The sequence below is a fragment of the Humibacillus xanthopallidus genome, assembly GCF_006716675.1.
Lineage (GTDB): Bacteria > Actinomycetota > Actinomycetes > Actinomycetales > Dermatophilaceae > Humibacillus > Humibacillus xanthopallidus_B.
The window spans coordinates 373991-393527 of the sequence record NZ_VFPM01000003.1 but is presented as its reverse complement, the minus strand read 5'-3'; the positions used below and the strand labels follow the sequence as shown (position 1 = coordinate 393527).

16 protein-coding genes, 1 tRNA gene and 1 pseudogene are annotated in these 19537 nt (G+C 70.9%); 6 read left to right on the top strand and 12 right to left on the bottom strand.

The window, feature by feature from the left end; genetic code table 11:
- Positions 1 to 12: 12 nt before the first annotated feature.
- A complete protein-coding gene (locus tag FBY41_RS16915; protein ID WP_185749132.1) occupies positions 13 to 1128 on the bottom strand; it encodes an MBL fold metallo-hydrolase in 1116 nt (371 codons plus the stop codon).
- A 157-nt stretch (positions 1129 to 1285) separates the two neighbouring features.
- Between FBY41_RS16915 and FBY41_RS16910 the strand changes: the two genes are divergently transcribed.
- Positions 1286 to 3250, top strand: coding sequence for a potassium transporter Kup (locus FBY41_RS16910; RefSeq protein ID WP_260439860.1), 1965 nt, complete (start codon positions 1286 to 1288; stop codon positions 3248 to 3250).
- Between the two features lie 16 nt (positions 3251 to 3266).
- On the opposite strand, the gene FBY41_RS16905 is transcribed toward FBY41_RS16910, so the two are convergent.
- On the bottom strand, positions 3267 to 4010 hold the full coding sequence (locus FBY41_RS16905) for a GAF and ANTAR domain-containing protein (RefSeq protein WP_185749131.1): 744 nt from the start codon (positions 4008 to 4010) through the stop codon (positions 3267 to 3269).
- 259 nt (positions 4011 to 4269) lie between these two features.
- Here FBY41_RS16905 and FBY41_RS16900 point away from each other — a divergent pair, with 259 nt between their 5' ends.
- The 3 genes and pseudogenes from FBY41_RS16900 to FBY41_RS16890 all read left to right on the top strand — a co-directional run bounded on the left by FBY41_RS16900 (position 4270) and on the right by FBY41_RS16890 (position 7980).
- Positions 4270 to 5184, top strand: coding sequence for a hypothetical protein (locus FBY41_RS16900; protein WP_141845443.1), 915 nt, complete (start codon positions 4270 to 4272; stop codon positions 5182 to 5184).
- Between the two features lie 228 nt (positions 5185 to 5412).
- Positions 5413 to 6540: a TIR domain-containing protein gene (locus FBY41_RS16895; protein WP_141845442.1), complete on the top strand. Its 1128-nt coding sequence runs from the start codon at positions 5413 to 5415 to the stop codon at positions 6538 to 6540.
- Positions 6541 to 6778: 238 nt separating this feature from the next.
- Positions 6779 to 7980: pseudogene (locus FBY41_RS16890) on the top strand (IS481 family transposase).
- A gap of 61 nt (positions 7981 to 8041) precedes the next feature.
- Here the strand turns inward: FBY41_RS16890 and FBY41_RS16885 are convergent.
- Positions 8042 to 8115 (bottom strand) — tRNA-Pro (locus FBY41_RS16885).
- Positions 8116 to 8309: 194 nt separating this feature from the next.
- Between FBY41_RS16885 and FBY41_RS16880 the strand changes: the two genes are divergently transcribed.
- On the top strand, positions 8310 to 9233 hold the full coding sequence (locus FBY41_RS16880; RefSeq protein ID WP_141845441.1) for a trypsin-like serine protease: 924 nt from the start codon (positions 8310 to 8312) through the stop codon (positions 9231 to 9233).
- A gap of 109 nt (positions 9234 to 9342) precedes the next feature.
- Here FBY41_RS16880 and der read toward each other — a convergent pair whose 3' ends face one another.
- The 9 genes from der to ald all read right to left on the bottom strand — a co-directional run bounded on the left by der (position 9343) and on the right by ald (position 18706).
- On the bottom strand, positions 9343 to 10839 hold the full coding sequence (gene der, locus FBY41_RS16875) for a ribosome biogenesis GTPase Der (protein WP_141845440.1): 1497 nt from the start codon (positions 10837 to 10839) through the stop codon (positions 9343 to 9345).
- Positions 10840 to 10921: 82 nt separating this feature from the next.
- Positions 10922 to 11629 carry a (d)CMP kinase gene (gene cmk / locus FBY41_RS16870; RefSeq protein WP_141845439.1) on the bottom strand — a complete coding sequence of 236 codons (708 nt, stop codon included), beginning with the start codon at positions 11627 to 11629 and terminating at the stop codon, positions 10922 to 10924.
- 42 nt (positions 11630 to 11671) lie between these two features.
- Positions 11672 to 12751, bottom strand: a complete 1080-nt coding sequence (locus FBY41_RS16865; RefSeq protein ID WP_141845438.1) for a prephenate dehydrogenase — start codon at positions 12749 to 12751, stop codon at positions 11672 to 11674.
- On the bottom strand, positions 12748 to 13707 hold the full coding sequence (locus FBY41_RS16860) for a pseudouridine synthase (RefSeq protein ID WP_141845437.1): 960 nt from the start codon (positions 13705 to 13707) through the stop codon (positions 12748 to 12750). The genes FBY41_RS16865 and FBY41_RS16860 overlap by 4 nt, the downstream gene beginning before the upstream one ends.
- On the bottom strand, positions 13704 to 14369 hold the full coding sequence (scpB, locus tag FBY41_RS16855; protein ID WP_141845436.1) for an SMC-Scp complex subunit ScpB: 666 nt from the start codon (positions 14367 to 14369) through the stop codon (positions 13704 to 13706). Before scpB ends, FBY41_RS16860 begins: the two co-directional genes overlap by 4 nt.
- Complete coding sequence (locus tag FBY41_RS16850) at positions 14362 to 15453, bottom strand: segregation and condensation protein A (protein WP_141845435.1); 1092 nt, start codon at positions 15451 to 15453, stop codon at positions 14362 to 14364. Before FBY41_RS16850 ends, scpB begins: the two co-directional genes overlap by 8 nt.
- Positions 15454 to 15466: 13 nt before the next feature.
- Entirely contained in the window at positions 15467 to 16492 is a 1026-nt protein-coding gene (locus FBY41_RS16845) for a ParA family protein (RefSeq protein WP_260439858.1), read from the bottom strand.
- Between the two features lie 94 nt (positions 16493 to 16586).
- On the bottom strand, positions 16587 to 17561 hold the full coding sequence (gene xerD / locus FBY41_RS16840) for a site-specific tyrosine recombinase XerD (protein WP_260439857.1): 975 nt from the start codon (positions 17559 to 17561) through the stop codon (positions 16587 to 16589).
- 29 nt (positions 17562 to 17590) lie between these two features.
- Positions 17591 to 18706 (bottom strand): alanine dehydrogenase, encoded by a 1116-nt coding sequence (ald, locus tag FBY41_RS16835; protein WP_260439856.1) that lies wholly within the window; start codon positions 18704 to 18706, stop codon positions 17591 to 17593.
- A gap of 196 nt (positions 18707 to 18902) precedes the next feature.
- On the opposite strand from ald, the gene FBY41_RS16830 reads away from it, so the two are divergent.
- The gene (locus FBY41_RS16830) at positions 18903 to 19523 is read left to right on the top strand and encodes a hypothetical protein (RefSeq protein WP_141845433.1); all 621 of its coding nucleotides are present in this window, start codon (positions 18903 to 18905) and stop codon (positions 19521 to 19523) included.
- Positions 19524 to 19537 lie beyond the last annotated feature (14 nt).

Genomic DNA, 19537 nt, shown 5'->3' with positions numbered 1-19537 from the left:
ACGGGGCCGTGGTCAGGGCCGGGCGGGCAGCTCGAGGACGACGCCCGCATCGGGGTGCGCCGGATCGGGGAAGTTGGCGGTGTGCCCGTAGCGACCGGTCAGCGCCGGTTCCGCCCACCGCTCCGTGCGGGGGTTGCGGTAGTTGAACCACAGGGCCGGAGGCATCGGGGCACCCGTGACGACCCGGGCCAGCGCGATGTCGTCGGGGTGGTGGAACACGTCACCGTTGCTGGAGACGAGGTAGTTGCCGGCCGGGGCGGCGGCGAGCAGGGCGCCCGTCACGTTGGCCTGGCTGCCGTGGTGGGGCAGCTTGAAGGCGTCGACCTGCAGCCGCTTGACCCCACGGGCCCTCGCGATGCCGGACAGGCCCGCTGCGAGCACCGGCCCGAACGCATCACCCGCGAACACCGCACTGGCACCTCGGTGCTCCACGAGGAGCGCGATGCTGCTGCCGTTGGCGACCGAGGTGTCCTTGACGCTCTTGCGGCTCGCGAGCGCCTGCAGGTCGACGAGGGGCTCGAGGACGTCCGGTTGCGGGAGCGGCCGCTCCTCACGCTGGGCCTGCGCGACGACCTGGGTCCACTTGGCGCCGAGCTTGTGCAGCTGTGCGAGCGTCGGCGACACGACCGTGATCGTGGGACCCTCGGGGATGCTCACCTGGACGACCCCGGCCGGGGCTGAGCTGTCGATGGCCGTGCCGCCGAACGCGGAGTTCCACGGCAGAGGACCGCCGGCCCGTCGGCCGGCGGCGAGGCCCTGCCCGGCCGCGCCCATCAAGGTGGTCACGACGGTCTCGCCCTGGTCGATGCTCCGGGGCTTTCCCCGGTCGTCGGGCAGGTGCGTGCGCCCGTTGAACCACACGTCGCCGATGCGGGGTGCAAGGTCGCTCGACAGCAGCGGGATCATCCCGCCGATGTGGTCGCTGTCGATGTGGGTGATGACAGCGACGTCGATGGCCTGGTCGTCAGCGGGCATGCGGCGCAGCCGCGCCTCGAGAAGCGGCCACGTGTCGGGCGGGCCACCGTCGATGAGCATGCGCCATGGCCGGCCGTCCTCTCGCAGGCACTCCACCATCAGGCAGTCCCCGAGTCGTGCAGGGAGCAGCTCGATCCGCATGGCACCTGGCATGGCGGCCCCTCCGTGTCGTCTCACTGTGAAGTTATGGCCGCGCGCCCGCCGTGTCCGGCAATTGGATGCGATTGCGCCCGCGGGCTCGACACCTGCGAACTTGCTGGGAATGCCGGTCGCGGCGCTCGGGAGCGGTCGTGCGTGCCACGATGAGCGCGTGACGTCCGAGGGCGAAGCGACAGCGCCTGCGGCCCCTTCGTCCGGTTCCGGGGCGGGCGCTGAGCACGCCCATCGTCCCCGGGGCGGCCGAACGCTCCCCCTCGCGCTCGGGGCCCTCGGGATCGTCTTCGGTGACATCGGCACGAGTCCGCTCTACGCGATGCAGACCGTCTTCAGCCTCGAGCACAACACGGTGCAGGCCACCCGGGGCGACGTGCTCGGCGTCATCTCCATGGTCGTGTGGTCGATCACGCTCGTCGTCTCGATGAAGTACGTGGCGCTCGCCATGCGGGCCGACAACGACGGTGAGGGCGGCATCCTCGCGCTCGTGGCCCTGCTGCGCCGCCACCTGCACGGCACCCGTCGTCTCGCTGTGGTGATGGCGATGGGCGTCCTCGGCGCCGCCCTGTTCTACGGCGACGCCGTCATCACGCCCGCCATCTCCGTCATGTCGGCGATCGAGGGCCTCGAGGTCGCCCAGCCCTCCCTCGCCGAGCTCGTCCTCCCCCTCGCGGTCGTCGTGCTCTCCGGACTGTTCGTCATCCAGCGCTGGGGCACGGGTGTCGTGGGGAAGGCCTTCGGCCCGGTCATGGTGCTGTGGTTCGCGGTGCTGCTCGTGCTCGGACTGCCGCACATCGTCATGAACCCCGAGATCCTCGAGGCGCTCTCCCCCACGTATGCCGTGGCGTTCGTCCTCGAGAACCCGTTCATCGCCTTCGTCGCCATGGGCGGGGTGGTGCTGACGATCACCGGCGCCGAGGCGCTGTATGCCGACATGGGGCACTTCGGGGCCAGGTCGATCCGCCTCTCCTGGTACCTCGTCGTCTTTCCCGCGCTCGCCGTGAACTACCTCGGACAGGGAGCGATGATCCTCGAGGACCCGTCCGTCGTGTCGAACCCCTTCTTCCTCCTCGCCCCGTCATGGGCGACGTTGCCCCTCGTCGTGCTGGCGACGGTGGCAACCGTCATCGCCTCGCAGGCGGTCATCTCCGGCGCCTTCTCCGTGTCGCGCCAGGCCGTCCGGCTGGGGATGCTGCCCCGGCTCGCCGTGCGCCAGACCTCTCGCGAGGAGGGGGGCCAGATCTACGTGCCGGTGATGAACTGGATCCTCTTCGTCGGGGTCATCGTGCTGACCGCGTCGTTCGGCAGCTCGAGCCGGCTGGCTGCGGCATACGGCCTGGCGGTCACGGGCACGCTGCTGCTGACGAGTGCGCTCTTCCTGCTCCTCGCGAAGTATGTGTGGCGCGTGGAGACGTGGAAGGTCGTCGTCTACGTCGTGCTGGTGGTCGCGGTCGAGCTCACCTTCCTCGGAGCCAACATGACGAAGGTCGTCAGCGGCGGGTGGCTGCCGCTCGTCATCGCGACCTTCGTCGTGGCCCTGATGACAACGTGGCGCCGCGGCGCCGAGGCGCTGCACGCCGAGGAGCGAGTCCTCGAGGGGCCGCTGCCCTCGTTCCTCAGGATCGTGCGTGAACATCCGGAGTTCATCCGGCGCGTCCCCGGCGTCGCGGTCTTCCCGCACGCCAACGCGACGACGACGCCGCTCGCCCTGCGCGCCAACGCCGACTTCAACCAGGTGGTCCACGAGCGGGTCGTCCTCGTGCAGATCGTCAACGAGAACGTGCCGCACATCCGCCATGTCGACCGGGTGGAGGTCGACGACCTCGGCGACCCGGGCGACGGCTTCGTCCATGTCACGGTGCACGTGGGCTTCACCGACAGCCAGGACATCCCCAAGGGGCTCGCGCTCGCCGTGGGCATGACACCCGAGCTCGACATCGACCTCGACGAGGCCCACTACTTCCTCTCGGTGATCACCGTGCAGGCGACCGGTCACCGCGGCCTTCGCACGTGGCGCAAGCGGCTGTATGCGTGGATGTACCACAACGCTGCCAACCGGACCGAGGTCTTCCACCTGCCTCCCGACCGCACCATCGTCATGGGTGCCCACATCGAGCTCTAGGTCCCCGGACGAACAGCTAACCGCGTGCAGGGGGGACGGAGCCCGTGCCGGGGGAAGGTCGAACGCGCATACCGGCAGTGACGATCGCCGTCGCGACATCGTGCAGGCTCGCGTTGTGGGACCTGGCGTAGGAACGGATGATCTCGAAGGCCTCGTCGACGCCCACGCCACGATCGTTGGCGGTGATGCCCTTGGCCTGCTCGACCACAACGCGGGACGTCAAGGCATGCTGGAGCTGCTCGCTGAGGCGCTCGCGCTGATGAAGCTTGACGGCGTTCACGACGTATCCCGTCGCAGCGTCGGCGAGCACCTGGGCGATGTCCACATCTTCCGTGCTCCACGCCCTCGCTGTGGTGCTGTAGAGGTTCAGCGCGCCCACCGGCACCCCGGCCAGCCGCATCGGCAGACCGGCCACGGCCCGGATACCCAGCGCAGCGGCTCGGGCGCCGTAGTGCGGCCAGCGATACGCATCCGTCGTGAGGTCGTCCGTGGTCACCGGCACGCCCTGTCGCAAGGCGTCGTGACACGGACCCTCCTGGAGTCGCTCCTGAGCGAGCTCGAGCTCTGAAGCCGTGTGGTCTGAGGCAGTGACGAAGCGGAGGTGACCACCTTCCTCCAACGAAACCCCGCTGCTGGAGAGATCGAGCAGATCGACAGCGGTGTCCGTGAGCTCCTCGAGCGCCATGGCCGCGTCGTACGCGCTCGGCAACACGGTCGCGAAGCGACACAACGCCTCGAGGAGGGCAGCTTCGCGGGTCATGTGATCACCCTTCATTGCGTCCCGAGGCGATGGCCATTCCTGGCACGCAACAAGGCGGTGTGACGACCCCTAAGTTTCGCCAGAAGGCTAACACGTCGGCAGGGGCACTCGAAGATCCGGGTTCTCTGCAGAAGAGCTGCAGAGAACCCCAGACAGACTCACGCCTGCTACCTACAATCGGGAGCAGAATGGCGGCCCCTGCCCCCGGCTGTCCCTCACCGGCCCCAGACCCAGGTCGATCGAGAAAGGTCGACCTGTCATGTGGGAGGGGCCTCCCGGCGCCACTGCGCGTGTCACGGACCAGATCAAGACGTTTCGTCTCGGCGAGTTCGCCCTCATCGACATGCCCGACCTCGCAGCGTCGCGCTGCTCACAGATGCGGTCGACGCTCTCGGCTGAATGGGCGCTGTCCCCCAGCGGCCTGATGGTCCGGGTCACCCGGATCGAAGGCTACGACGCCGCGACGGTCCGTGCCCTCGCTGGCTTCGGAAGCATGGTCAAGCACTGGCCCGGCACGCCGATGGGTATCGTCGCGCCGTGCCCCTCCGTGCACGATCTCGTCACCCAGCACCCGTCTGGCCGCTTCCTGGCGACGGGACAGACCATCCCGGCTGTCTTGAAGCAGATGTGGGGCGCGGGCGTGGCATCGACCGTGACGATCGAGCTCGCGCCCACCCTTCGCTCCGTGGATGGCGCCCGCTCCACCGTGACGATGGCCTGCCTTGACTGGGGCCTCGCCAAGCTCATCCCCAAGGTCTCCCCGGTGGTTGGGCAGCTGGTCGCTCGAGCGGTGCTTGAGGGTGCCGGTGACCTCCATCTCTCGCTCTCTCAGCACAAGGCGCGAATTCGCGTGCTCGTGGAGGACGACGTTCCCCGGGCGTCCCACGGCGCGCGGGAGGACGGCACTGGCCGCCGTTCTCCCGCGACCACGCTCGGCGAGCATCTCGGCGCGCGAGGGGAGTTCAACGCGGGAGGGCGCCACTTCGCGTGGGCTGTGGTGGAGGCCCAGCGCCCTGCATTGGCAGGGATGGTCCCCCGTAACCGTCGAGCCGACCTAGCTCATCCATGCGCCCCAACGGTCGGACGCGTGGACACCAGAGCTGGGGGTGAGGACTGGGCCGAGCCCGGCTGGGAACCGGGATGCGGGGATGGGGGGATGGGGGGATGGGGATGAGGGACCGGAAGGCACCGACATCGCGGCGGCCCTCGTCCCGTGGCCGCCTCGCGCACCGGCGCGGGGCGGCCACGGCGAGCTCTGGCCTGCCGGGGGGCGGGGTGCACCTCAGCCGGCGCTCTCGGGTGGGCGCTCCGGTGGTGCGGTCGGAGGACGTTCGGCCCTGTCTGCCGCGGTGCCGCTGACCCATCCTGAGGGTGGAGCCTCCCGAGAGCCGAGGGCCAGGGCATGAACCACGACGTCTTCATCTGTCACTCGTCCAAGGACCGGACGATCGCGAACGCCATCTGCTCGACGCTCGAGCAGAACCGGATCCGGTGCTGGATCGCTCCGCGTGATGTCCTGCCGGGCACCGACTACGGCCAGTCGATCATCGAGGCGATCGCCGGCTCCGCGTTGACCGTGCTCGTGTTCTCGGACAGCTCCAACCACTCCCCCCACGTCAAGCGGGAGATCGAGCGGACGGTCAGTCACGGCATCCCGATCCTTCCCTTCAGGGTGGACGACGTCATCCCGTCGCCATCGCTGGAGTACTTCATCTCCGATGCCCACTGGCTCGACGCGATCACCCCGCCCATGGAGCAGCACCTGTTGCACCTCGTGGGCACCGTCCGGCTGCTGCTGGGCCGAGCGGACGCCAGCTCGACCGTTGAGTCTCCGACCGCGGACGTCCCGGCGCCGTTGCCGGTCCCAGTCACGACGGGCCAGCTCCCGGTGGGATCTGCCTCGACGGCGGTCAGACTCCCGTCTTGGTGGCGGTGGGCTGCCCTCGCAGCGGCGATCATCGTCACCCTCGCTGTCGTCGGCGTTCTCGTGCTCGGGCGCAACGACGGCGGCGCCGGGGCCTCGGGCGCCACATCATCCAGCGGGGCGCCCACATCATCGGCCTCCGGGACGACACCATCTACGCCAGACGGCCCGTCGGCGCGGGCCGCCCAGCTCGGGCAGGCCATCACGCTCACGGGCATCGACCCCGCGACGACGGCAGCCGTGACCGTGACGAAGGTTGTCGATCCGACGACCGCCACCGATGGCATCAGCAGCCCGTCCCCCGGAAGCCGCTTCCTGGCCGTCGAGATCACGATCAAGAACGCCGGCACCGCGGCGTACGAGGAGACTCCCGCCAACTGCGCCCGGCTCGTCGACGGCTCGGGCCGCGGTTACGACACGGAGACCGTCCTGTCCGTGGCGGCGGGCCCCGTCTTCGACACCTCGGTCAGGCTGCGCCCGGGTGAGCAGGCGACGGGCTACGTCGTCTTCGACATCCCGACGTCGGCGGAGGCCGCCTACGTCCAGTTCGCGTTGGACAGCGGTGTCGCAGACGACTCGGGAGCCTGGGCGCTGCCGGCGCCCTGAACGCCGCCACGGCTCGCGACGGGTCACCCGGCCGGACGAGAAAGGGGCCGGTAGACCCGGCCCCCCTCTCGCAGAGAAGCCTGCACGATCTCGTCTTCACGTGATTGTGCAGGCTTCTGACCTGCTGATTCTTCGGTCGGGCTGACAGTGTCTGATCTCAAGACATCCCGGACAGGTGTCTCACGACATGCCGGACAGGTGTCTCGGGTGATCCCGGACCCGCCGGGCAGGCTCGGGCATGTCCAAAGCGCGTCTGGTGATCACTGCTGTCGTTCTCGAGAAGCGTCCGGCCGCGCAAGTGGCCGCCGAGTACGGGGTGTCCCGGTCCTGGGTGTATGAACTGGTTGCCCGGTACCGGGCCGAGGGGGACGCCGCGTTCGAGCCACGCTCACGCCGCCCACGCTCCACCCCGAATGCCACCACGGAAGCAACGATCGAGCTGATCCTGCAGCTACGCGACCGGCTCGCCACCGCCGGGCTCGACGCCGGCGCTGACACGATCGGCTGGCACCTGGCCCGCCAACACCGGATCACGGTGTCCCGCGCCACCGTGCACCGGATCCTGACCCGGCACGGGAAGGTAAACCCCCAGCCGCAGAAACGGCCCCGATCCTCGTACACGATGTTCCAGGCCGACCAGCCCAACGAGTGCTGGCAGTCCGACTTCACCCACTACCGCCTCACCTGCCCTGACGGCAGCCCCGGCGCCGACGTCGAGATCATCACCTGGCTCGATGACCACTCCCGCTACGCCCTGCACGTGTCCGCCCACCCACGGGTCACCGCCACGATCGTGCGCGACACGTTCCGCGCCAGCTGCGCCGAGCACGGCACCCCTTACTCGACCCTGACCGACAACGGCATGGTGTACACCGTCCGGCTCGCCTCCCACCGCGTCCGCGGCGGACGCAACGCCCTCGAGACCGAGCTCGCCGCCCTCGGCGTCATCCAGAAGAACTCCCGCCCGAACCACCCCACCACCTGCGGCAAGGTCGAACGGTTCCAGCAGACCCTCAAGAACTGGCTACGCGCCCAACCCGACCAGCCCACCACCATCGCGCAGCGCTGCAGACCCTGCTCGACCGGTTCACCCTCGAGTACAACACCCAGCGCCCCCACCGCTCCCTCGCGCACCGCGCCACCCCGGCCGCCGCGTACACCACCCGACCCAAAGCCACCCCGGGCGAACACACAGGCGAACCCACAGGCCGCACCCACGACCGCAGCCGCGAGGACCGGGTCAGCAAGACCGGCAACGTCACCCTGCGCCATGACGGCCGCCTGCACCACATCGGCATCCGGCGCGCCCACGCCGGGACCCCCATCGTGCTGCAGATCCAGGACCTCAACATCCGCGTCGCCCACGCCATCACCGGCGAACTCCTGCGCGAGCTCACCCTCGACCCCACCAAGGACTACCAGCCCCAACACCCCAAATAGCAACAGCCGGACCTACATTCCGTAGGTCCGGCTGTCCACGATGTCTTGAGACATCACACGGTCGGGCTGACAGGATTTGAACCTGCGACCCCTTGACCCCCAGTCAAGTGCGCTACCAAGCTGCGCCACAGCCCGAATGCCCCTGCGGGCGAACGAAACCCTAGCGCACACCCGCTCGCAGTTCCGAATCGGCCCCCAACTTCCGGCGCGTGCTCGCCCCCGCAGGGCGTCCCAACCGCGTAGGTTCGCCTCACAGCAGGGATCGCAGGTGGCAGGGGATCGTCGCCACCGCGGGTCGGGGGGCCCGATCCACCACTGAAAGGCAGCTCATGCTCCGTCGTCCACGCGCACGCCTTCGCGGCTCCGTGCGCACCATCCTGCTCGCCGTCGCCGCGGTCGCCGGTCTCGTGACCGTGCCGGCCCTGACAGCGACCGCCATCACCGGCGGTGCGCCCGACGGCGAGGGACACCCGAACGTCGCGATCATCCTCTTCTACGACGAGGCCGATCACTTCCGCTACCGGTGCACCGCGACGCTCGTCACCCCGACCGTCCTCGTGACGGCCGCGCACTGCACCGCCGGCACCGCGGGCAAGACGATCGCGTCGTTCAGCTCGACCATCTCGGAGACCGCTCCGTCCAACATCCCGACGGCGCCGGACGTCGCCGCTGACGGCACGAGCCAGACGGGCTACACGCAGTCCGGTGTCTTCACCGACACTCGGGGGCGCACGTGGCACGTCGGTGCCCCGCACGCGCACCCGCAGTACTCCGACTTCACGGACCTCAAGAACTGGAACGACGTCGGCGTCGTCGTGCTCGACACCCCCGTCACGGGCATCGCTCCCGCGAAGATCGCGCCCGCCGGCTACCTCGACACGATCGCGAAGTCGACGCTCGCGCACACGCTCTTCACGATCGTCGGCTACGGCACCGAGGTCCGCAAGCCCGACAGCGGCCCGCAGAAGCCGACGGCGCTGTCCTACCCGCTCATCCGTCGCGTCGCCGACGCGCCGGGCCAGAAGCTGACGCCGCAGATCCTCCAGGTCAACGGCAACATCAACGACACCCGTGGCACCGGCGGCTCCTGCTTCGGCGACTCGGGCGGCCCCACCTTCCGTGGCGGCTACCAGGTGACCGTGACGAGCTACGGCTACACCGAGAACTGCCGCTACCTCGACGGCCTCCAGCGCATCGACATCCCCGTCGTGCAGAGCTGGCTCGCCACCTACGGCGTGCGCCCCGCCGCCTGACCCCGCACAGACCGAAGGGCGCCCATGACGTGAGTCGTGGGCGCCCTTCGCGCGTCACCGGCCGGCCGCTTGCGGTATGCCGCGTGGCCGGCAGGCGTCGTGAGTGCGGTCAGCGCTTGCTGCGCTTCTCGCGCACGCGCACCGAGACCTCGATCGGGGTGCCCTCGAAGCCGAACTGCTCGCGCAGGCGACGCTCGAGGAAGCGGCGGTAGCCCGCCTCGATGAAGCCCGACGCGAAGATGACGAAGCGCGGCGGTCGGGTGGAGGCCTGCGTGGCGAAGAGGATGCGCGGCTGCTTGCCCCCGCGCACCGGGTGCGGGTGCGAGGCCACGATCTCGCCGAGGAAGGCGTTGAGCCGTCCGGTGGGCACGCGGGTGTCCCACGACTCGAGGGCGGTCTCGATCGCCGGCACGAGCCGGTCCATGTGGCGCCCGGTGCGGGCCGACACGTTGGCGCGCGGCGCCCACGGCACCTGGACGAGCTCCTTGTCGATCTCGCGCTCGAGGTAGTGGCGACGCTCCTCGTCGAGGGTGTCCCACTTGTTGTAGGCGATGACGAGCGCCCGGCCGGCGTCGATGACCTGCTGCACGACGCGGACGTCCTGCTCCGCGATCGGCTGGGAGGCGTCGATGAGCACGACGGCCACCTCGGCCTTCTCGAGCGCCGTCTGGGTGCGCAGGGATGCGTAGAAGTCGGCGCCGCGGGACTGGTGGACGCGCCGGCGGATGCCGGCCGTGTCGACGAAGCGCCACGTCTTGCCGCCGAGCTCGATGAGCTCGTCGACGGGGTCGCGCGTCGTGCCCGCGACGTTGTCGACGACGACGCGCTCGGAGCCGGCGAGCCGGTTGAGCAGGCTCGACTTGCCGACGTTGGGCCGCCCGACGAGCGCGACCCGGCGCGGCCCGCCCTGGGCATACGCGCCGGTGGCGGACACCTGCGGGAGGACCTCGAGGACGGCGTCGAGCGCGTCGCCGCTGCCGCGGCCGTGGACCGCGGAGACAGGCCACGGCTGGCCGAGGCCGAGGCTCCACAGCATGGCGGCGTCGGCCTCGCCGCGCTGGTCGTCGACCTTGTTGGCGATGAGGACGACGGGCTTGCCCGACTTGCGCAGCAGCTTGACGACGGCCTCGTCGTCGTCGGTCGCACCGACGGTCGCGTCGACGACGAACATCACGACGTCGGCGAGGTCGATGGCGATCTCGGCCTGCTCGGCGACCCGCAGGTGGATGCCGGTGGCGTCGGCCTCCCAGCCGCCGGTGTCGACGACGGTGAAGCGGCGACCCGCCCACTCGCCCTCGTAGGACACGCGGTCGCGGGTGACGCCCGGCACGTCCTCGACGACGGCCTCGCGCCGGCGCAGGATGCGGTTGACGAGGCTCGACTTGCCGACGTTGGGTCGGCCGACCACGGCCACGACGGGGAGCGGGCCCTGCGGAGTGCTGTCGGCGGCATACGGCCCCTCGGCATCGAGCAGCGCCTGGTCCTCCGGGCTCAGCTCGAAGTCGGAGAGCCCCGCGCGCAGCGCGCGCTCCACGGCGGCGTCGTCGACGGGAGCGGTCGAGATCGGAGCGCCCTCGTCGGTGGGGCGGGCGGTCTCGTCAGTCACGGTGTCCTCGAATCAGTGAAACGTCTTTGAGCGACCATTCTCCACCCCCGCGGGGGGCGTCCGTGACGCGAGCGGCGTGGGATCACGCCTGAGCGGCCCCCACGACCTGGAGCACGGCCCGGACCGAGCCCTCGAAGTCGAGGTGCGAGGTGTCGATGGTCGTGACGCCGTCGGCCGCGACACTGAACTCCGAGACAGCGGAGTCGGCCTTGTCACGGTCGACGATCTGCGCCCGGGTGGCCTCGACCGAGGCCTCGTCGGCGTCGCCGTGCAGCTCGGTCGAGCGGCGGGCGAGGCGGGCCTCCTCCGAGGCGGTGAGCAGGATGCGTACCGGTGCATCCGGCGCGACGACGGTCGTGATGTCGCGTCCCTCGGCGACGACTCCCCCGTCGGCGGCGCCGGCCTCGGAGATGAGCCGGCGCTGGAGCACGCGCATGAGCTCGCGCACGGGGATGACGCCGGCCACGGCCGAGACGTTGGTCGAGATGCGCGTCTCGCGGATGGCCGCGGTGACGTCGACACCGCCGACGGTGACGGTGGGGTCGTCGGGGTCGGTGCCGATCGAGAGCGGCAGCCGGTGGGCCGCGGCGGTGACGGCCTCCGGGTCGGTGAGGTCGACGTTCTCGCTCAGGCACCACCACGCGAGAGCGCGATACATGGCTCCGGTGTCGAGGTAGCCGTAGCCGAGCGTGCGAGCCACCTGCTTGGAGACGCTCGACTTGCCCGACCCCGAGGGGCCGTCGATGGCGACGACGAATCCGGACAGGTGGTCCTCGGGGGCGCTCGGCATGCGCCGAGGATAGTGGCACCCGTGGGCACCGGCCGACCGCGGTCAGTCGTGGACGCGCCAGCCGAGCCGCTCGAGCTCGGCCCGCAGCGGCTCGACGGAGGCCGGCACGACCGCGATCTCGGCGATGCCGACGGCCTGGCCGAGCCCGTGCTCGAGGTGGAGGTCCTCGAGGTTGATGCCGGCCGCACCGACGTCGGTGAGCAGGCGCGCGAGGGCGCCCGGCTCGTCGGGCACGACGACCGACACGAGCTCGTATGCCGCCGGGGCGGCGCCGTGCTTGCCCGGGATCCGTGCGTGGCCGAGGTTGCCGGCCTCGAGGAGCCGGCTCAGCGTGCCGAGGGAGCCCTCTCCCCCGTCGTCGACGAGCCCGTCGAGGGCCACGACGACGGCAGCAACCTGGTCGCGCACCTCGCGCAGCACGTCGCGCACCGCCTGGGCGTTGCCCGCAAGGATCTGGGTCCAGAGGCGCGGGTCGCTCGCCGCGATGCGGGTGACGTCGCGCAGGCCCTGCCCGGCGAGGCCGACAGCGCTCTCGGGGAGCTCGCGCAGCCCGGCGGCGACGATGCTCGCAGCGATCTGCGGCACGTGTGAGACCGCGGCGACCGCCTCGTCGTGCTCGTGGGCGGGCATCACCCGCACAGCCGCGCCGACGGCGGTCGCGAGGTGCGTGACCTGGTCGGTCGCGGTCGCACTCGATGCCGGATGAGGGACGACGACCCAGGCCCGCCCGTCGAAGAGGTCGCCACGTGCTGCCGCCGCGCCCGAGCGCTCGCGCCCCGCCATCGGGTGCGATCCGACGTAGCGCGAGGCGTCGGCGCCGGAGGCCAGCACCTCGCGCAGGATCGACTCCTTGACCGAGGCGACGTCGGTCACGACCGCACCGGGCCACTCGCGCAGCGCCTCGACGACGACTCGCGAGGCGACGTCGGGCGGGGCAGCGACCACGACGACGTCGGGCGCGTCGCCCTCGACGGCGAGCCGGCCCGCGCCGAGGTCGCGTGCGAGGCGCACCGCCGTGGGTGAGGGGTCCTCGAGCGATACCTGAAAACCTTTGTTGGACAAGGCGATTCCGAGACTCGTGCCGATGAGCCCCGTTCCGACGACGCGAACGTGCGTGGTCACAGCCCCGCAGCCTTGTAGAGGGCGCCGATCTCGGCCTTGTTGAGCCGGCGCATCCGGCCGGACTTGAGGTCCGCGAGGCGGATCGGCCCGACCTCGGTGCGCACGAGCTCGAGCACGGGATGCCCGACGGCCTCGAGCATGCGCCGCACGACGTGCTTGCGCCCCTCGTGCAGCACGACCTCGACCATCGCCTTGCCGGGCTGGTGGTCGACGATGCGGAAGGAGTCGACGCTGACGGGCCCGTCCTCGAGTTCGACACCCTCACGCAGCCGCTTGCCGACGTCGCGCCCCACCGGGCCCCGGATCGTCGCGACATAGGTCTTGAGCACGCCGTATGCCGGGTGCTGGAGCCGGTGGGCGAGGTCGCCGTCGTTGGTCAGCAGCAACAGGCCCTCGGTGTCCGCGTCGAGCCGCCCGACGTGGAAGAGCCGCTCCTCGCGGTTGCCGACGTAGTCCTCGAGCGAGATGCGGCCCAGCTCGTCGTGCATCGTCGTGACGACACCCTTGGGCTTGTTGAAGGCGAGGTAGACCCGGTCCTCGTCGAGGTTGATCCGCACACCGTCGACGTGGACGACCTGGGACTTCGCGTCGATGCGCACGCCGAGCTCGGTGACGACCTGCCCGTCGACCTCGACGCGGCCCTGGGCGATGAGGTTCTCGCAGACCCGGCGCGATCCGACGCCGGCGGCGGCCATGAGCTTCTGCAGGCGGATGCCGTCGGGGTCGTGCACGTCGACCGGTGCGGGCGCGTCGCGGTCGGGCAGGCGGGTGGGCTGGCTCGGCTTCGTCGACCCGGCGAAGCGCGCGGTCGAGCGGCTGCCGCCCTGGCCGTCGCTCTTGCCCGACGCCTTGCCGGGTGCCTTGCCTGACGGCTTGCCGCCGGACCTGCGGGGTCCCGCGGGCGCGGCACCGCCCTTCTTGCGGGGCTGGCGGGGTGACCTCGAGTGCTCGGTCATCGGTGTCCTTCCTCGATGAGCTCGTCGATGACGTCGACATCGGGTAGGTAGGGCGCGAGGGCGGGGAGCTCGTCGAGCGACGAGAGGCCCAGGCGCTGGAGGAAATAGGTGGTGGTGCGGTAGAGCAGGGCGCCGCTCTCGCCCACGTCGTCGACCTCCTCGATGAGGCCGCGCGAGACGAGGGTGCGCACCACGCCGTCGACGTTGACACCGCGCACGGCACTGACTCGCGCCCGCGACACGGGCTGGCGGTAGGCGATGACGGCGAGGGTCTCGAGCGAGGCCTGGGTGAGCCGGGCCTGCTGGCCGTCGAGGACGAACTTCTCGACGACGGGAGCGAATTCGGGACGGCTGTAGACCCGCCAGCCGCCGGCGACGCTGCGCAGGGTGAAGCCGCGCTGCTGGGTGGAGTACTCCTGCTCGAGAGCGTGGAGGTGCTCGACGACGTCCTCGACGGGCAGCTCGAGGGCTGAGGCGAGCGACAGCTCCGTCACCGGCTCGTCGACGACCATGAGCACCGCCTCGATGGCCGAGCGGGCGCCGCCCGGGAAGGTCGACAGGTCGAAGGCGATCTGCTCGTCGGCCGCCTCGGGAGTGCCGTCGGCAGACCTCTCCCCCGCGCTCGCGACCGTCTCGGGCGCGTGCTCGGACGCGTCACTCATCGTCGTTCTCCCTCGTGCCCACGTCGCCATCATCCCTGCCGGGCCGGGGGCGCCCGGCGGCGGGCCGGTCGTTGTCGACGTCGCGGTCGACCTCTTGGTCGACGTCCTCGTCGACCGCCTGGTCGTCGTCCTCGTCGAACTCGTCGTCGATCGACACGTCGTCGCGGTCCCCGCCCGTCCACCTCACGTCGAGCTCACCGAGCGCCTCGGCCTGCTCGAAGGCGATGGCCGACTCCTTGAAGAGCTCGAGGAGCGCGAGGAAGCGGGCGACGATGACGAGGGTGCTGTCGGCGTCGGCGACGAGACTGCGGAAGGAGGCCTGTCCGCGGGTGCGGAGCCGTTCGACGATGATGGCGGCCTGTTCGCGCACGCTGACCTGCGGGGCGTGCAGGTGGTCGAGGCCCACGGTGGGGGCGACCTTGGGGGTCATGGCGCGGGCGGCGATCATGGCGAACTGCTCGGGAGTGACGGCGATGACGAGCTCGGGCAGCAGGCTCGCGAACTCCGGCTCCATGCCGGCCTGGCGCGGGGTGATGCGGCCCGCCGTCGCCATCCGCTCCCGGAACACCCCGGCGATCTGCTTGTAGGCGCGGTACTGGAGGAGCCGTGCGAAGAGCAGGTCGCGGGCCTCGATGAGCGCGAGGTCCTCGTCGTCCTGTGGCCCGAAGGAGGGCAGGAGGCGGGCGGCCTTGAGGTCGAGCAGGGTTGCGGCCACGAGGAGGAACTCGGAGGCCTGTCCGAGGTCCCAGTCGTGGTCGCTGGCCTGAGCGGCCTTGATGTGGCTGATGAACTCGTCGGTGACCTGGGCCAGCGCCACCTCGGTGATGTCGAGCTTGTGCTTGCTGATGAGCCCGAGCAGCAGGTCGAAAGGGCCGGAGAAGACGTCGAGGTGCACCTCGAACGGCACGACCTGCCGGCGCGTGAGGATGCCGCCGGGCGTGAGGTCAGATCCCGTCGGCGGCACGTCGACGAGCGGCACCGCGTCGGCAGCGGCCTCCGGTGCCGTCGCTGCCGCAGCCACCTGCGTGGCGGCAGCATCGTCCGCGTCGACCGCCGGGCGGTCGACGATGCCCTGCTCGGTCATCGCACCGGGCCGGTCAGGCGGCGTCGCCGCGGGCGATGAGCTCCCGTGCGAGCTGGCGGTAGGCATTGGCGCCGGAGTGGTCCGAGGAGTACGTCGTGATCGGCTCGGCGGCCAGGGTCGCGTCGGGGAACTTCACCGTGCGGCTGATGACCGTGTGGAAGACCTGGTCGCCGAAGTGGTCGACGACCGATCGCACGACCTCGCGGCTGTGCAGGGTGCGTGAGTCGTACATCGTCGCGAGGATGCCGTCGACCTTGAGGCGCGGGTTGAGCCGGTCGGTGATCTTGTCGATGGTGTCGATGAGCAGTGCGACGCCGCGCATCGCGAAGAACTCGCACTCGAGCGGGATGAGCACGCCGTGCGCGGCCGTGAGCGCGTTGACGGTGAGCAGGCCGAGAGAGGGCTGGCAGTCGATGAGGATGACGTCGTACTCGTCGAGAACAGGCCGCAGCACGCGCGCGAGCACCATCTCGCGGGCGACCTCTCCGACGAGCTGGACCTCGGCGGCGGACAGGTCGATGTTGGCCGGCACGAGGTCGAGGCCGGGGGTGCTCGTGGGCGTGATGACCTCGTGGATCTCGTGCCCCCGCTCGACGAGCAGGTTGTAGATCGTGAGGTCGAGCTCCTGGGCGTTGACCCCGAGGCCCACCGAGAGGGCGCCCTGCGGGTCGAAGTCGATGACGAGCACCTTGCGCCCGAGCTCGGCCAGCGCGGCGCCGAGGTTGATGGTCGTCGTCGTCTTGCCGACGCCACCCTTCTGGTTGCACATGGCGATGATGCGGGCGGGACCGTGGCTCGTGAGCGGCTCGGGGTCGGGGAACTCGACGAGGGGGCGACCGGTCGGGCCGAGGGCGGCGCCGCCGGCCCCACGCACTGGAGCGCTCTCGTCGCGCTCACGTGCGTCGGCGCGCGGGGCGGCGGGCGGCACGGGCCCGGCGCTGCGCGCTCGAGGCACGGCGTTGCTGCGCTCGTGCGACGGCTCCGACGGCTGCGACGGCTGCGACGGCACCGACGACTGCAGGGACTCGCTGGTCTCCATGGTCTCGTGTGACTCCTCGTTCACCGGCTGTCCCACTCCGCTCGGCTCGCTGCTGGTGCTGCGTTCAGCCTCTCGCTGATCACTCGTGACCCTATCAGCGGGCCCGGGGGTGGGCGCCCGCGTAGACCTCGCGGAGTCGGTGCACCGAGACCATCGTGTAGATCTGCGTCGTCGTCACCGAGGCGTGCCCGAGCAGCTCCTGCACGACGCGCACGTCGGCGCCGCCGTCGAGCAGGTGGGTGGCGAAGGAGTGGCGCAGCGTGTGCGGCGACACGTGCTCGGACAGGCCGGCTCGCTCGGCCGCGCGCTGGAGGATCGCCCAGGCCGACTGGCGCGAGAGCCGGTTGCCACGCGCGTTGAGCAGCAGGGCCGGCCCCCCGCGACCGTGCGCCGCGAGCACGGGCCGGGCCCGCACGAGGTATGCCGTGACGGCCTCCACCGCGTACCTCCCGACCGGCACGACGCGCTCCTTGCCGCCCTTGCCCCGCAGGCGCGTGGCCGCTGTCGTGAGGCCCGGGGTCGCGTCGCCGGTGCCCGCCGGCCCCGTTCCGGGGTCGGCGTGGCGCGCGCCGAGGTCGAGGTCGTCGACGTCGAGCCCGACCGCCTCGCTGATCCGGGCGCCCGTGCCGTAGAGGATCTCGAGCAGGGCCCGATCGCGCAGCGCCTCGGGCGTGTCGCCGACCGACGCCGCGGCGAGGAGCCGCTCGACTGCGTCGACGGGGATGGCCTTGGGCAGGCGTGAGGGTGGCCGCGGCGGGGGGACCGCAGCGGCCGGGTCGGTGGCGACCTGCCCCTCGAGCGCGAGGAAGCGGTGGAAACCGCGCACGGCCACGAGGGTGCGCGCCGCCGATGACGGCGCGAGGCCCCGCTCGCTCAGCGAGGCGAGGAAGTCGGTGACGTCGGCCTCGGTGACCTGTGCGGCATCCCCGATGTGGCGGCCCGCGAGGAAGGCGATGTAGGCGCGAAGGTCACGGGCGTAGGAGGACAGGGTGTTGTCGGAGGCGCCGCGTTCGACCCGGACGTGGTCGAGCCACCCACGGACGTCACGCTCGAGAGGCGTGAGGCGCACCGTGGGTGGCCCGGTCGTGACGTCCTGGGTCAGGAGAGGGCCTCCTCCAAGGAGATCGAGGTCATGCCGTGAGCCTCGGCGACGGGGCCGTAGGTGACGTGGCCGTCGTAGGTGTTGAGGCCGAGGCCCAGGGCGTGGTCGCTCCGCAGCGCGTCGCGCCATCCCTGGTTGGCCAGCTTCACGGCATACGGCAGTGTGGAGTTGGTGAGGGCGTAGGTCGACGTGTTGGGCACGGCGCCCGGCATGTTGGCGACGCAGTAGAACACCGAGTTGTGCACCTGGAAGGTGGGGTCGGCGTGCGTCGTGGGCCGTGAGTCCTCGAAGCAGCCGCCCTGGTCGATGGCGATGTCGACGAGGACGGAGCCGGGCTTCATCTGCGCGACGAGGTCGTTCGTGACGAGCTTGGGGGCGGCGGCACCGGGGATGAGGACGGCACCGATGACGAGGTCGGCCTGCAGCACCTGCTCCTGGACCGTGAGCTTCGAGGAGGCGAGGCCGTGGACCTGGTTGTCGTAGCGCCAGAACGACATGCGCAGCTTGTCGAGGTCGGTGTCGAGCAGCGTCACGTCGGCGCCCATGCCGAGGGCGATGTTGGCGGCGTTCTGGCCGGACACGCCGGCGCCGAGGATGACGACCTTGGCGTTCTGCACACCACCGACGCCGCCCATGAGCACGCCGCGGCCACCCTCGGCCCGCATGAGCGAGTGCGCGCCGACCTGGGGCGCCAGGCACCCGGCCACCTCGGACATCGGGTAGAGCAGCGGCAGGGCGCCGGAGGTCAGCTGCACCGTCTCGTAGGCGATGCCGGTGACCTTGCGGGCGGCGAGCTCCTCGGTGAGGGGCTTGTCGGCGGCGAGGTGGAGGTAGGTGAAGAGCGTGAGGCCCTCACGCATGCGGTGGTACTCCTCCGCCACGGGCTCCTTGACCTTGAGCACCATGTCGGCCTCGCCCCACACGTCGTCGGCCGAGCCGATGATGCGGGCGCCGGCGGCGACGTACTGCTCGTCGCTGATCTGCGACCCGACGCCGGCGTCCTTCTCGACGAAGACCTCGTGTCCGTGCTCGGTGAGCTCGTGCACGCCTGATGGGGTGATGGCCACGCGGTACTCGTGGTTCTTGACCTCGCGTGGAATGCCGACCTTCATGCTGCACATCCTTCCGGACTCACCACGTCGCGCCGGGCGTCGTTGCCTGGCCGGCGACCGTGTGCAGGGCCGCGAGGCCACTCTAACGGCGTGTGATCGATGGCCAGACCACTTCTGCACCAGCACGATCCGGGGCCAGTAGGTTGGGCCGCGTCGATCGGTTCCGACCGACCCCCGCGTGACTCCGAGAGGCGCCATGAAGCTGTATGCGGACACCCCGACCCGCCGGACGCGGCAGCTGCTCGCCGACGCCTTCATCGTGCTGTGGGTGGGCCTGTGGGTGTATGCCGGCCGTCAGGTCCACGACCTCGTGACCAGCCTGCGCTCCCCCGCCGACTCGATCACCTCGGCCGGGCAGTCGGTCAACGACTCGTTGACCGGCGCCGGCGAGCAGGCCGGGCAGATCCCGCTGGTCGGCGACCAGCTGCGCACGTGGCTGACGCAGGCCGCGGGCTCCGGCACGACGCTGCGCGACGCGGGCGCCTCGATGGCCGACACGATCGACCGGCTCGCGCTCGGGCTCGGGCTGGCGACAGCGCTCGCACCGATCTCGATCGTCGTCGCGGTCTGGCTCTACGTGCGGATCGGCTTCGTGCGCACGGCCAGGCAGTCGCAGCGCTTCATCGACGCGGGTGAGGACCTGGACCTCTTCGCGCTGCGCGCCATGGCACGACAGCCGATGCGGGCGCTCGCGAAGGTCTCGGACGACCCCGCCGGCGCGTGGCGCCGGCAGGATCGTGCCGTCATCCGCGAGCTCGCCCTGCTCGAGCTGCGCGACCAGGGCCTGCGCCCGCCCCCGCCCCGGTCTGCCCCCTGACCCGACGCCCCCAG